General features: G+C 50.6%; 11 protein-coding genes. 1 reads left to right on the top strand and 10 read right to left on the bottom strand.

Translation table 11 applies throughout. The features are described 5' to 3' along the window. Window positions 1-91: 91 nt before the first annotated feature. The 9 genes from J2X61_RS13575 to J2X61_RS13535 form a co-directional block, all read right to left on the bottom strand. Window positions 92-868 carry a carbohydrate ABC transporter permease gene (locus J2X61_RS13575; RefSeq protein ID WP_310188310.1) on the bottom strand — a complete coding sequence of 259 codons (777 nt, stop codon included), beginning with the start codon at window positions 866-868 and terminating at the stop codon, window positions 92-94. A gap of 74 nt (window positions 869-942) precedes the next feature. Continuing rightward, complete coding sequence (locus tag J2X61_RS13570; RefSeq protein WP_274470167.1) at window positions 943-1,833, bottom strand: carbohydrate ABC transporter permease; 891 nt, start codon at window positions 1,831-1,833, stop codon at window positions 943-945. Window positions 1,834-1,908: 75 nt separating this feature from the next. Next, window positions 1,909-3,264, bottom strand: coding sequence for an ABC transporter substrate-binding protein (locus tag J2X61_RS13565; RefSeq protein WP_274470168.1), 1,356 nt, complete (start codon window positions 3,262-3,264; stop codon window positions 1,909-1,911). 400 nt (window positions 3,265-3,664) lie between these two features. Next, a complete protein-coding gene (locus tag J2X61_RS13560) occupies window positions 3,665-5,170 on the bottom strand; it encodes a sulfatase family protein (protein WP_274470169.1) in 1,506 nt (501 codons plus the stop codon). 25 nt (window positions 5,171-5,195) lie between these two features. Further along, window positions 5,196-6,065, bottom strand: a complete 870-nt coding sequence (locus tag J2X61_RS13555) for a carbohydrate ABC transporter permease (protein ID WP_396135445.1) — start codon at window positions 6,063-6,065, stop codon at window positions 5,196-5,198. 29 nt (window positions 6,066-6,094) lie between these two features. Beyond that, window positions 6,095-7,078, bottom strand: a complete 984-nt coding sequence (locus tag J2X61_RS13550) for an ABC transporter permease (RefSeq protein WP_310188308.1) — start codon at window positions 7,076-7,078, stop codon at window positions 6,095-6,097. A 17-nt stretch (window positions 7,079-7,095) separates the two neighbouring features. After that, window positions 7,096-8,592, bottom strand: a complete 1,497-nt coding sequence (locus J2X61_RS13545) for a type 2 periplasmic-binding domain-containing protein (protein ID WP_310188306.1) — start codon at window positions 8,590-8,592, stop codon at window positions 7,096-7,098. A gap of 207 nt (window positions 8,593-8,799) precedes the next feature. Further along, entirely contained in the window at window positions 8,800-9,714 is a 915-nt protein-coding gene (locus tag J2X61_RS13540; protein ID WP_310188305.1) for a helix-turn-helix domain-containing protein, read from the bottom strand. Window positions 9,715-9,770: 56 nt separating this feature from the next. Beyond that, on the bottom strand, window positions 9,771-9,986 hold the full coding sequence (locus J2X61_RS13535; RefSeq protein ID WP_274470174.1) for a hypothetical protein: 216 nt from the start codon (window positions 9,984-9,986) through the stop codon (window positions 9,771-9,773). 330 nt (window positions 9,987-10,316) lie between these two features. Here J2X61_RS13535 and J2X61_RS13530 point away from each other — a divergent pair, with 330 nt between their 5' ends. Continuing rightward, window positions 10,317-11,672, top strand: a complete 1,356-nt coding sequence (locus tag J2X61_RS13530; protein ID WP_310188304.1) for an MATE family efflux transporter — start codon at window positions 10,317-10,319, stop codon at window positions 11,670-11,672. 82 nt (window positions 11,673-11,754) lie between these two features. Here the strand turns inward: J2X61_RS13530 and J2X61_RS13525 are convergent, their stop codons facing one another. After that, window positions 11,755-14,607, bottom strand: coding sequence for an RCC1 domain-containing protein (locus J2X61_RS13525; RefSeq protein WP_310188301.1), 2,853 nt, complete (start codon window positions 14,605-14,607; stop codon window positions 11,755-11,757). Between the last annotated feature and the right edge of the window lie 65 nt (window positions 14,608-14,672).

Genomic DNA, 14,672 nt, shown 5'->3' with positions numbered 1-14,672 from the left:
CCTGGATTTATATTTTCATCCTCGAAAATGGTGTACAGCAGCATCTTCAAGGAATAAAAATCTGTCGCCATGCTTGTTTAAACACAAGCTTCTAGCCTTTCAATCCGCCTGTCGAAATGCCTTCAATCAGATATCTTTGGAAGAAGATGAACATCGCAAATACAGGGACAAGGGACAGGATGGACATCGCAAACAGTGCCCCCCATGAGTTATCCCCCATGGAATCGGTAAACATTCGAAGCGCCAAAGCAATCGGAAATAAGCGGATATCGCTGATATACAGCAGCTGGCTGAAGAAATCGTTCCAGGTCCAGATGAACGTAAAGATCGAAGTTGTCATTAAGGCTGGAACCGTGAGCGGGATGATTAGATACCAATACATCTTGATCGGGCCGCACCCGTCGATCTCAGCCGCCTGATCCAATTCCCGGGGCAGAGAACGGATGAATTGTACGATTAAGAAGATGAAGAAAGCTTCAACGCCGAGGAATTTCGGCAAAATTAACGGCAGATACGTATTGATCCAGCCGAATTTATTAAACATGATATACTGCGGGATGACAGTGACGTGAAAAGGCAGCATCAACGTCATCAGCATGATGGCGAACAGCGCTTTTTTGAGAAAGAAATGCAGCCGGCCGAAAGCGTAAGCCGCCATCGAGCTGGAGATCAGATTTCCGATGATGCACATGGCTACCAGGAAGAAGGTATTGAGAAAAAAATGGCCGAACGTCACTCCGGATAATCCGGTCCAGCCTTGTTTATAGTTATCCAATGTGATTTTATCCGGAATCAGCGACGTATTCGTAAAAATCTCCGTATTCTCTTTGAAGGAGCTTACGAGCATCCATAACAGCGGATAAATCATAATGACGCAACCCGCTATAATACAGGCATGGAGGACATATCGGGAGGTTCTGCGCTTAACCAAAGGGATCACCTCTATTCTTGATAATAGACCCATTTTTTCGATGTAACGAAAAGCAGCGATGTGACAAACGCAATGGTAGCGAGGAGCATCCATGCCATAGCCGCAGCATAGCCCATATCGAATTGGGCAAACCCTTTCTGGTACAGATACAAGGTATAGAATAAGGTGGAATTCAACGGACCGCCGGTGCCGCCGCTTACGATAAAAGCAGGCGTGAAAGCCTGAAACGCGTGAATGATCTGCATGACAAGGTTGAAAAATAGAATTGGAGTCAGCATGGGGAACGTAATACTCCGGAATTGCCTGAACCCGCCTGCCCCATCGATTGTCGCCGATTCATATAAATCGACCGGAATTTGCTTTAAGCCGGCTAAGAAAATGACCATGGCGGAGCCGAATTGCCAGGTTGACAATACGATCAACGTGTAGAGCGCCGTGCTCGGGGTAGCGATCCAGTTCATGCCTTCCATCCCGAAAACATGCAGAATCTTGTTAATCAATCCTTCCCCGCCAAAAATTTGCCGCCATAGCAAAGCAATGGCTACACTGCCCCCAAATAATGACGGGACATAATAGATGGCCCGGTATATGCGTAAACCGCGTATCCCTTTGTTCAATAGCAGCGCAACGGAAAGGGCAAATGACAGAGCAAGCGGCACGGCCAAGAGGACGTAACCGGTTGTCACTCGAATGCTTTCCATGTATTTCTTGTCGTGAAACATATCGCTGAAATTGCCGAAGCCTATCCATTGCGGCTGTGAGAACAAATCATACTTGGTAAATGCCAAGTACAGCGAGAACCCCATAGGGAATGCACTTAAACCAATCAATCCGATCAGCCAAGGCGTCAAAAATAAATAACCGATCCAGTTGTTTCTCAAGAACGTCTTAATAGCCGTCATGACTTCACTCCCAAGGTTGCGGCCGGATGCGCCTGTATGCCGTTAACATCCGGCCGCAAGAATGAATGCGATCATTTATTTATTCAATATAGCGGTTGCTTTGGCGATAAAATCCTTGGCTCCCTGATCAACGGTGCTTTTGCCGAACGCAACCGACTGTGCAGTCTCGAGCAGCAGGGAACGAACGGCGCCTTGGCCTGCAGGCGGAAGCGGAAGCTGACCTGCCGTCTTAAGGCTCGTCTGAATCGCATCCGTTGTTCTTTGCTCGGCTGGAGTCAGCAGCGGCTTGATTGTTTCATTCCCCTTGGTCGAACCGAGAGCGCCCTGCTCCAATTTAAACACCTTCTCGGCTTCCTCGTTGTTAACGAAGAAATCGATGAAGCTTGCGGCTGTTTTGGCCTGCTTGGAGTTGGCCGAGACGGCTAAGTAAGCGCCTTCGACGAATTCGCCTTCCTTGCCCTTCGGATCAGACGGCCTCCGAAGCGCGCGAACCTCACCATCTTTGATATAGTTCTGGTACAGCGGGATCTGATTGAACGGGAATACCGTCAGGGCAAGCTTCCCTTTAACGAATAAGCCTTGGTCAAGCGATACCGTTGAATACTGCTCGGTTGTAGCCGCATCCGGTATCGCTTTGATTCGGCGAAGCTTATCCCAGATCGTGAACCATGCGACCATATCGTCTTGGCTGATCCCCAATTTGCCTTCCCCTGTAAACAGCTCCTTCCCTCTCTGGCGGGCAAAAACCTGAAGGCCTGTGATATCGCTGCTGTTGTCGCCTGCCGCCCAGACACCGGGCTCTTTGATCGCTTGTTGAAGCTCCGTCACCTTCGCGGTGAAGTCGTCCCACGTCCAGTTGTAATCAGGATATTTGACGCCTAATTTATCAAACATCGCCGTATTGTATTCCCAACCGGTCATCGTCACGCCCTGCGCAACCATTAGCGTTTTCCCGTTCACTTTGCCGGCCGCCTGCACCGCTTCCGGAAAGTCCTTCAGATTGATGGTGCCGTCCTGAACGAATGAGCCCAAATCAAGCAGCGTATTGCGGCGTGCGTAATCCGCCACATAAGTCGCATGCATGCCCACGACATCCGGCATGTTCCCGCCCGCCGTTTGGGTAGCCATTTTATCCCAATAATCATTAAAGGAACCGAACTCCCTCACGATTTTGACGTTCGGATGCTGCTTCTCATACATGTCCGCGATGGCGTTATACTTCTCGTGCCGCTTCCCATCCCCCCACCACGCGAAGCGGATGGATACCTTCTCTTCGCTCTTGTTGGCTGCCGCTGCCGTCTGGGCCGGAGCCGCCGTCTGGGCTGGCGCCGCAGACGAGGTCGTACCGGCTGGAGCGGAGCCGCTGCTGCATGCTGTCAGCCCGAAAGAAGCAAGTAGAGGAATAAATAAAAGCGCTTTCATTTTCTTCATGTAAAGCCCTCCTTTTTGGATAACCCTTGTATCCGCACTATTCCTTTAACCGTTGCCCTGCTTGGTTCCTGAAATAGCTTAGATCAATCTTCATAGCTTGCTGCGTTGTGAGAATTCTGAGGATGGAGGATGAGACGGGTTGCCTCAAACAGTTGATTTGCGGTGAGTTTCATGAGGTTAATCGATTTAGTAAATCGATTTCTTCCCTCATTCTAAAACACAAACTTCACGATTGTCAACAGGAAATCGATACACTAAATCGTTTTCCTAACTTTGCCGAACGTGAGCATTTCTCGATATTTCGTTCATTCCCTAAGCTACGCATGAACGAATGCCAAAAACCATCGCCCGGTTCCTGCAACGATGGTTTCACTATATGTCCACTATAAGGTTGTCAAAATCAATGCCCCAACGCTTTCACACCTTGGTTATCATAGAAGAAAGGCCCGCGTGTCCAAGCGCACATCAGATGCATAAGGAGTTCTGCGGTCATTCGTTCCCGAATTGCGTGCCAGCGTTCATCCTGGAATCCGTTATGCCATTCGTGGGGATCCTCCTTCAGGTGGTATAATTCCCCTTTAAGCTCATCGATCCTGGTCACGGCATCCTGCAGAGTTCCCGGCAAATACAGAATCAGCTTCCAGTCCTGCTTGCGCCACATGAAAGCCGGAGCGGCGAACAACCCGCTCTCCGTCTTGCGATGGAACTCGCAGAAGGCTCCCACCCGTTGTTGATCGCCGAGCAGGTCCAGCCCGGGAAGCAGTGGATTGCTCTCCGCACCCGCCGCCCTCGCCAGTGTCGGCACAAGATCGATGAGCTCTGCCGGACGTTCATCGACCGTCCCCCGCTTCGCTTCGGGTACCCAACTGCCGGCAAGCATCATCGGGACCCTGACGCTGCTCTCATACAAGCAGTATTTGCTGAAGCGGAATTGCCGTTCACCCAGCATCTCCCCGTGATCGGAAACGAAAACAATCAAGGCATTATCCAGAATGCCCTTGGCTTCAAGCCCCTCCAGGACCTGCCCGAAGTAGTGGTCCAGCCAAGAGCAATTCGCCCAGTAACGCAGTGTGGTTCTTCTCCGCTCCATACGGCTCATGCCTTCCCATACTTTCCTCCTCTCCCAGTATGTGCTGCCAGGAACATCCGGCTCCGATACATGGGTATCCGGTTCCGTCTCCCAAGGGGGTTGTTCTATGTCAGGGATATCCTCCAGCCGGTACCAATCCTCGAATTCCTTGGGCACATTGAATCCTGCATGCGGTTTAAGGAAAGACAGATACAGGAATAGCGGTCTCGAGGAATCGATCCCGTTCGCGATGAAGCTTTTGCACTGCTCCGCAACCCAACCGTCCCGATGCCGGTGCATCGGCACTTGGCTGGTACAGCCGATATAGCCCAGCGCATTCTCTTCCCCGCTCCCATAGTGACGCGTTTCCTCGGAATAAGCCTGAAGCCCTTCGGGATCGTCGTCTCCCATCATGACGGCCCCCTCTTCATAATGGCCGCTATCCCGTGACAAGCCCACCGCCCGTACTTCGAAGCCGCGAGTCGGCGGATTGGCGTTTCGCAGCCCATGGTTCCAATGGGTTTTGCCGAAGCCGGCCGTCTGATAGCCCTCCCGACGAAGCAGCTCCGCCAGGGGCAGCGCCGGCAATTGATCTTCGTCATAAAGCCCGCCGTGATTCGTCCGCACGCCGAGCTGCGAAGGATACAAGCCGAACATCATGGAGCTGCGGCTGGGGACGCACATCGGCGCTTGGCAAACCGCCTGGCTGAATACAATGCCGTTCTCCGCTAATTTATCCAGTGTAGGTGTGTAAATATGCTCGTTGAATTTTCCGATGCAGTCCCAACGCTGCTGGTCCGTCATCAGAAAGATAATATTGGGTCTATGATGAGACATTGTATTTCCTCTTTCCTCCAGGTCATCAACCTTTGATAGAACCGATCATCGCTCCCTTGGCAAAATGCTTTTGCAAGAAAGGGTATACGATCAGAATCGGTACCGTCGCCACCATAACCGCCGCCATTTTTAACATTTCCGAAGGCGGCGGCTGCGTGGAAACATCGAAAGCTTCGAGATCGGTATTGCTTGCACTGATCAACATATTTTGCAGCAGCACTTGAATCGGCCACTTGCTGGGGTCATTCAAATAGATGAGTGCCGAAAAGAACTGATTCCAATAGACGACTGCATAAAACAAGCCAAAAGCGGCCAGTGCCGGCATCGAGAGCGGCAGGATGATCGTAAACCATGTTCTGAGCTCGTTGCTGCCGTCTATCGATGCGGACTCATCCAGCTCTGCCGGTATCTGTTCAAAGAATGCCTTCATAAGCAGTACGCTCCAGCCATTAGCCAGCGCCGGTATGATCAGCGACCATATGCTGTTAATTAGCCCTATTTGACGGACGAGCATATAGGCTGGAATTATGCCTGGACTGAACAGTATGGTAATCAGAACGAGCACCAGCACCTTCCTTCTTCCACGCATTCTTCGGCGAGATAGAGCGTATGCGAGCATGGAGGTTACGACTAGCGACAGCGCCGTACCGACGACAGCTAAGAAAGCACTATTGCTGACCGAGCGAACGAAAGCCTTGGCCGACAGCAAATAGTAATAGGAGTCCAAACTCCAATGGTTCGGAAAAAGCATCCAGCGCCGCTGAAGAAATTCAGAGGGCTCCGACAACGATACGATCAGTACGTAATAGAAGGGAAAGCATGTGACCAGCGCCATGGCTCCAAGTGCCATGGCATTGAGAATTTGTAACGTTCTGTCTCCCCATCCAGCTTTAATCCTTCTCACGGAACAGATATCCCCCTTTCCTAATAAATTCCACCCTGTCCCAGCCTCTTGGCTATATGGTTGGAGATCAGGACAAGGATAAGTCCTATCAATGATTTGAATAACCCGACAGCCATACTGTAACTGAACTGCCCGCGCTGAATACCGGTTCGGTATACGTACGTATCGAATACTTCCGCAACCTGCGAAACCGCACCGTTATACATCAGGAAGATTTGTTCAAACCCTACATCCATGATATCGCCCAGCCGGAGAATCAAGAGAATGACGACGACACCTCGCAGAGCAGGCAGCGTTACGTGCCAGATCTGTCTGAGCCTTCCGGCTCCGTCCATGCGTGCCGCTTCGTAGATTTGAGGATCGATCCCGGCTATCGCAGCCAGGAAAACGATCGTCCCCCATCCCGCTTCTTTCCACATCGACTGCAAGGTCACTATCACCCAGAAGAAATCCGGATTGGTTAAGAAGCCGATTCGCTCTCTCCCCATCGCTTCGAGGAGATGATTGACAAGGCCTTCTCCCTTGGCGAACAGCGTGAAAGTCAAGCTGGCGATGATGACCCAGGACAAGAAGTGCGGTAAATACAGCACCGTTTGAACAAGCCGTTTATAAATCATGCTTTGCAGCTCGTTCAACATGATTGCCAGGAGGAGCGGGAGCGGGAAAAAGAACAATAAATTGAGCAAATTAATAGCCAGCGTATTCCGGAGCAATGTCCCGAAGTCCGGTGTGGCAAAAAATGTGCGGAAATGCTCCAGACCTACCCATGAACTTCCCGAAATTCCCGCAAATGGTGAATAGTCCTGAAAGGCAATGATGACCCCCCACATCGGAACGTATTTGAAAAAGAGGAAGAACACCATGCCCGGCAAGGCCAGCAAATAAAGATACGGATTGTGGCGAACATCGCGGATTAATTTCCGGATATAGGATTGCTTGTTAGCTTTGCCGGGACGGGCCCGATGTGCGTATTGGGTTTCGTATCGCAGTCCCGTTTGCTCCATGATCGACTAGCCTCCCTCTATTTTCCGCTTCGCTTCTGGTACGCGCTTGATATTTCTTCGGTCGCTTTAATAAACTGCGGATCGCTTTCCGTCTTTTTAACCAAAGCGTCCCATGAGGATAAAGGCTCCTGACCAATAATAATTTTGGCTTTGAGGTCGGCGATCCGCTTCTCCAAATCAGGGAGCAGCTTCTCAGCTGCCGGCGAATACAGTCCTACGCCAATATCCGGTACGCTTACTTTGACGCGTTCGGCATCCACCTTGGCCCTCAAATCTTCCAAATCCTTCAACTGCTGATTCGCTGGAGGAGGGTTTAATGCAGGATCGATCGAATTCACGATCTGATTGAAGTCCGAAGCATTGTCCGCTTGCAGCTTCTCCGGAATCGTAACCTTCACGCCGTCTTTCACTTGGTAATGAACGCCCTCTATGCCAAAGCGCTGGACGGATGATACCTCTGTCGTTAACCAGGTGTCGACAAGCTTGAGAATGCTCTTCAGCTTCTCTTCCGGCACCGACTTCGGTATGGCAAGAATTCCATTGAAGCCAGTCCCCTTAGGCACATAACCGTTAATAGATGCCAGCGGGTAAAAGTCTGCTTCCTTATACGCAGGAACTATTTTTTTGAGATCCGGCGCAAAAATTTTGGGTCCCGTACCCGTCTTGTCAATAACGGCCCCGGCTCTGTTCCCCTTGTAGAGGTCCCGTATTTGCGTGATTTTCAAAGATAATTGATCCTCCGGCAAAATCTTTTCTTTATACAGCTTTGCCAAGTATTCAATTGAATTTCTCGTTTCCGGCAGAAACGGCGCATAGGTCAGCTTGCCTGCGGCTTCCTTCCACGATCCGGTTACTCCGGTGAAGATGCCCTGAAACGTCCCCGTCAAAGTATCCATATCCGTGGAAAGCCCGAACGTGTCCTTTTTGCCGTTCCCATCAGGGTCTTGTTCAGCGAATGCTTTCAGCACCCCATAGAGCTCATCCGTCGTTGCCGGCGGCTTCAGCTCTAGCTTATCGAGCCAATCCTTGCGCAGAATGAGGAAAGAGACATCGTTAGCGTCACGTCCTCTGGGAATGCCGTAATTTTTCCCATCCTCTAGCTTGGTCAGCTCCCACGCTACATCGGGAACCCCGTTCTTCAAGTTCGGGTAATCCTTCAGATAGGGTGTAAGATCCCAGATAGCCCCTTGTCTGACCAAGCTTCGAAAGGATGGATTAAACGGATCGCTAATATAGGTCAGATCGGCTATTTGCCCTGAAGCCAGCGTAATGTTCAACTTGTCATTATAAACATTGTTAGATATCCATTGGATGTTCAACTTGGAATGGGTTAATTTTTCAATCTCACGCTTCAGTACGTTATCGTCTGCGGCCGGAGGGGTGCTTGGCGTAATGGTCATGATGCTGACCTCGACAGGACCCGACTGTGCCGATCCGCCGGCTGCGCTCTTCGCCTGATCTTTGCCGGCCGTTGAAGACGCGGGGCCTCCGCAAGCCGTTAACGCTAATGCCATTAGCGCAAGGACCGGAACAATCCTCATTTTCAGTGGCTTCTGTCCGTTAAATTGCATGTTATCCATCTCCCATCAACAAAACATAGTATTCTGCTAGGTTTTGTATTATTTATACGTTTATATTATCCTAAAAGCCGGCATCCATTTTGTTCAATAAGGACAGATATCTTGCTAATCATGCCAAAAAAATAAAAAAAACAGGAAGGACTATATCCTTCCCGATTTCGGATAATATGCGTCTTTCCGCGCTTGCTTACGGTATCCGCTCGGCGTACTGCCTGCTATTCTAACGAACAGCCGGTTAAAATGAGAGGGATCGCTGAAGCCGACAAACGAAGCGATGGAATCGATGCTCCTGCTAGTTTCGGTTAGCATTTGCTTGGCTCGTTCGATGCGGATCAATTGGAGAGTTTCCGTAATGCTTTTGCCGGTTTGTTGACGGAAGATACGGTGCAAATGCCTTGGGCTTATCGTAAACCTGCCGGCCAGCATATCTGTTGTGATTTTCTGTTCGAAATTGTTTTCGAGGTAGGTGTTGACATTGCGGGCCAATATTTCGTGTCCGATCATGAAAGGCTTGTTCATATCGACCGGGTTCGGACGATTGGCTATTCTCGACAGACGAATCATGAGGTGGATTAACAAATGCGAGACGATCAGGTTGGCCCCGGCCTCATTCCTCTTTTGCTCCCGAATAATGGTTTCCAGTTGATCCAGCACATCTGTAGAGTCAATGGACGATAAGGATAGCTTCTTCGGGAAGCGCTCGTTAGCCTTATAGAAGGGAAGAATATATGGCAGCTCGAGCAAGGCCTCCTCATTCGTCGGCAGCAAGGAAGCGATGGCTTCACGGCGAAACAGACAATTGACGATCTCCAGACTGAAATCCTTGACATCCGGGAAGTCGTGACTTTCCCCCGGCATAATGATAAAGACATCCCCTGTCCGCAATTCATAGTCGATCCCTTGGATCCTATGCCTGCCCCCGCCCTGTACGACATAAACCAATTCAATAAAGTCGTGCCCATGCTCCTCAAACAGATTATGTTGTCCATGCGAGGATCGCTGCGCCCAAACCTGATTCTCATATCTCTCGTATTCTTGAAAAAGCTTGATCTGCATCCAGCCTGTACCTGCCTTCCTTGTTTAAAGAGCTCAGCTCCGTTGAGAGGCCCCTATTAGAAAATAGGGATCCGGCATTTATTTCCTTCGCTTGAATATACAATCGCCTCCGAGTTAAAAAGATCAATGTACAGAGGCGGCTGCTGAATAGAGGCCAATGTAATTTTGTTGAGCTTCAAAGCTGATAAGAGGGCTGGAATCAGCTTGGCCGTCGTTCCGATCAAATGAACGGGCACAGCAGCCTCATTGTAAGTAATGTTAATTTGCAGCATGTCTCATTCACTCCTTCATTAATGAATAGATGAAAAAAAGCATGGATGCAGCATCCACGCTTCCGGTTTTCCGGTCAGATAAGTAATTATGTATATTCCAATAAGTTTACTAGGTATTAGGTATAATAACACTCTGCATCGAAACTTGTCAATGTAAAACTTGCATATTCACCATTCGCTTCGCTACCGATGTTTCTTCGAAAATTGGAGTCAATATAAGCAATCATTTGCCCAAGTTTCGCATAGAAAACGATTTCACAATGCCCCAAGATAAAGAGGAGATCAGTATGTAATCTACGCAGCGGGTAATGCAGAAGGAGTTCTTCCCCCATGACCATGACGAATCCGAAAAAGCTGAGTCTGTTTGCCATTACATGGCCTTTATTCATCGAATCTTCCCTGCAAGTGTTCATGCGAACATCGGATACTTTCATCGTGAGCCATGTATCGGATGAAGCCGTTGCAGCGGTAGGCGTCAGCAATCAACTCATTATTTTTTTATTCCTGCTGCTGCAAGTGATTTCAACCGGTTCGGCCATTGTCATCTCGCAATACTTGGGTGCGAATAAAATCCGCGATGTCAAGCAGTTCGCCGCCGGTGCCATCTCGCTGAATTGCCTGTTCGGTTTCATCATCAGCCTGTGTATCGTGTGCTTCAGCAAGCAATTGCTCCAGCCCTTCGGCTTGGAAGCAGACACACTCGAGCAGGCGCGCATCTTCCTATCCATCGTTGGCGGCGCCTTATTCATTCAAGCGGTGAATTTGACTATTGCAGCCATAACGCAAGTGCATGGTTACACCCGATATACGATGGCGGTCAGCCTCGGCGTTAACCTTCTGAATTTAACCGGCAGCATTTTGTTTATTTACGGTCCCTTCGGCTTTCCTAAGCTGGGGATTCCGGGTGTCGCCATATCGGCCGTGTGCAGCCAGTCGCTCGGATTGATTATCTATGTTCTTTTATTAAAAAAGATCGTTCGTTTGAACTTATCCTTCAGCGACTTCTATAAAGCAAGATTCGCCGATATGAAAAAAATATTGACGATCGGTATTCCTACAGCCGGGAGCCAGCTCGTTTATTCCATCAGCCAACTGCTGACGACCTATTTCATCACTCAGCTGGGCGCTGAAATGTTATCGACCCGCATCTATACGCAGAATATCATGACGTTCATTATCGTACTGGCTGTTTCCTTAGGCCGGGGAACCCAAATTATCATAGGCCGGCTGGTAGGCGCAGGCGAAAAGGAGGAAGCCTACAGGCAGTTGTTCCGCAGCCTGCTCCTGAGCTTACTGCTCTCCCTTACCGCGGTTACATTGACCGTCATATTCGGCAAGCAGTTGATCGGTTTGTTCACCGATAACGTAGGAATCATTGCATTAGGCACTTTTCTGCTGACATTCGGTTTCTTGCTGGAGCCGGTACGCTGCTTGAACATTGTGATCGGCGAAGCGCTCCGGGCAGCCGGCGATGCGCGGTTCATTCTCGTTATTGGGGCTGCTTCCATATTGGGACTCAGCGTCCCGCTGACCTATTGGATTGGCGTTCATCTGGGGTACGGGTTGGTCGGGATGTGGGGCGTGTTCATCATGGACGAAGGATTGAGGGGGCTGCTTCTGTTATTGCGTTGGAGAAGCAAAGCTTGGGAGAAGAAAGCATTGGTCTATCGGGAGGAGGCGACCTAGCCGAGAGTTCTTTCTCATACTAGCAAACAAACGGATATAAACAATAGGCTGCCCGCGGCAGCCTATTGTTCTATCCGTTTGTTTACCGTTGACTTTGCTCTACAGCCAGCGGATCTACCGGCAGCGTCATACCTTGCAGAACGCTGCCGATTCGCTCAATAACAACTACCGCTTGCGCTCTCGTCGTTGCCTCGTCCGGCGCCAGCTTTCCATCGCTTAAACCTTGCAAAATACCTTTGCCGACCGCCTCGCTCATCACAAAGCCCGGATCAAGTACCGTGTTCGCTTTATGCAAGTCCGGGCTCACCGCACGAAGGGCAACAGCGGCAATCTCCTGGCGTGTAATGGGAAGATCCCAGCCCTGCTGCAGGTCCCCCGCTTGGAGAATGCCCGCTTTTTGCAATGCATCGATATACGGTTGATACCAGACCGCATTGTCTGAAGCAGCAGGCAGATGCAGAGCCGCAGCGGCAAGCTTCACAAATTCCCCTCTGGTAATCTGGCGGTCTGGCAGGAAGCTGCCATCGCTATAGCCATTCACGATCCCTTTTTCCGCTGCTTGCAAAATCTGTTCCTTCGCCCAATGCCCTTCCAAATCATTGTACGAAGCGCCCAGTCCGGTCACGACAGCCGGCAGGTTGCGATTGGCTAAGGAATTGTTCCCCAGCTGGCCCGTGTAGTTGCCGCCCCACGTCCAGATCGCGCCGTCCATGCCTTTCACCACGCTATGCGTACCGCCTGCGGCAGCGGCATCGGCTTGGGCAATCCCTTTGACTTGTACCGGTTTATTGGAATTGCTCTTAGTACCATCCCCTAATTGACCGAAAAGGTTCTGGCCCCAAGCCCATACACTCCCGTTCCTGGCGATCGCCAAACTATGGTAAGAGCCTGCGGATATCGATTTCATGGCAGGCAGGGAAGCGACTTGAACCGGCTTCAATTGGTTGGCCGTCGTTCCGTTGCCTAATTGTCCGAAGGCGTTATACCCCCATGCCCATACGGTGCCATCATCCTTCAGGGCAAGGGCGAAGTTCTTCCCTGCACGGATTGCGATAACGCCGGCGATATCGGAAATTTGCACAGGCTGCTGCTTACTGGCAAGCGTCCCGTCTCCGAGCTGTCCGCTCGTATTATCTCCCCAGGCCCATATTTTCCCGGTATTCTCTAAAGCCAAGTTGAAATTGGCTCCAGCCGCGATGGCGATAATATTAGAAAGCTGAATGACCTGGTTGGAAGAAGCTGCGGCGTCATGCCCCAATTGCCCAAATGTATTGTCTCCGAAACTCCACACGGAACCATTATTCAGCAGAGCAAGCGTATGGTTACTGCCTGCTGCTGCGGCTACAACACCATTCAATGCCTTCACTTGAACGGGGGAAGCGCCCGGTGTCGTCGTTCCGTCGCCTAACTGACCGAAGAAATTCTGTCCCCACGTCCAGAGGGTTTCATCCTGTTTGACGGCAACTATGTGCGTATCCCCGCTTTCAATCGCCGCAATGCCGTCCATACTTAAGGCTTTCGGAGAGATGGCGGAGGTATGAGTTCCGTCTCCCAATTGGCCGAACGTATTACTGCCCCAACCGTACAGCCTGTTATTTTGGATAAGAAATGTATCACTTTCACTCGCCGTAAGGTTCTGTACTTTGGGAGCTTTCATTAGAACCGTTCCTTCACCAGGCTTTACCACTGGCGGATTCAGCCATTCGTTCACCTGGGTTTGCACCGGTGCGGCTTGGTTGTTCAGCGTCTTGTCACCGAGTTGGCTGTAACTGTTGTTCCCCCATGCCCAGAGCATGCCCTCTTGGTCGATCGCGAAGGTGAAATTAGAGCCTGCCCCGATTCCGGCAATTTCGGGCAGATCACTGACATGGCTAGGGAATACGCGGTTCCACGTTTTCCCGTCATATCCGGTTCCTACGCCCAGCTGCCCGGAGGTATTGTTCCCCCACGTATAGACACTGCCATCATCCTTTAAAGCAATGGCGTGCGAGCTTCCAGCCGTTATTTGAGCGACGTGATCCAACCCGGTGATCAGAACGGGAAACTTATGAATATCCTGCGTATTGGTCGTAATCGCGCTATACATAGTGGCTGGATCCGAATCGATCAGTCCCCAAGTTAATACGGTGCCGTCGTCCTTAAGCGCTAAGGAGAAGTCGAATCCGGCGGCGATCTGGGTAATATGCCAGTTGGAGTTCGTAGCCATTATGGGCGTATTCAAACGGTTCTGGTCATAGCCATAGCCAAGCTCGCCGAAGAAATTATCGCCCCAAGCCCATACAATGCCGTCCTGGTCAAGCGCCAAGGTGTGGTAAGCACCGCTCGCCACCGCTTTAACCGATACGATGTTTCCCGTTACTTGGACAGGCTTATTCGTGCTATTATTCGTACCGTCGCCTAATTGGCCGTACGTATTGTCTCCCCAACTCCAAGCGGTGCCATCGTCTTTAATTGCAACAGAGTGGAAATTGCCTGCAGAAATCGCAGTGACATGGGTCAGACCAGACACCTGAACAGGCGTTGACCGGTCGATCGTCGAGCCATCGCCCAACTGGCCGAATGTGTTCTCCCCCCAGGACCAGACGGTGCCGTCCGATTTGAGCGCTAAGGAGTGAGACGAACCAACCGCAATGGCGGTAATACCGGACAACCCGCTTACGGGTGTCGCTTGATTGCGGTTACTCAGGCCGGATCCCAGTTTACCGCGCAGATTATTTCCCCATGTCCAGACCGTACCGTCTTTCTTCAAAATAACCGTGAAACCTTTGCCGCCCCGTATTTCCTGTATCGAAGCAGGCTTCAACCCGGACGTTCCGGCCATCGGCGTGTTCGTTTCCCCGAAAGCTTTCCCGGGAAATACCGAGAAAGCTGTAAAGGAACTAAAAAGCAAAAAAACTAGGAGCCAGAAAATAACGTTACGTTGCACTGTTTTCATGTTCCTTCTCCTTAAAGCTTTTCCATGAGGAAAGCTATCTTCGTTAACACGTACTGAGGGTTCTA

Source organism: Bacillus sp. 3255, assembly GCF_031456485.1.
Taxonomy (GTDB): domain Bacteria; phylum Bacillota; class Bacilli; order Paenibacillales; family NBRC-103111; genus Paenibacillus_E.
Note: the sequence above shows the minus strand (reverse complement) of the source record. Positions and strands in the feature narration are given on the sequence as shown.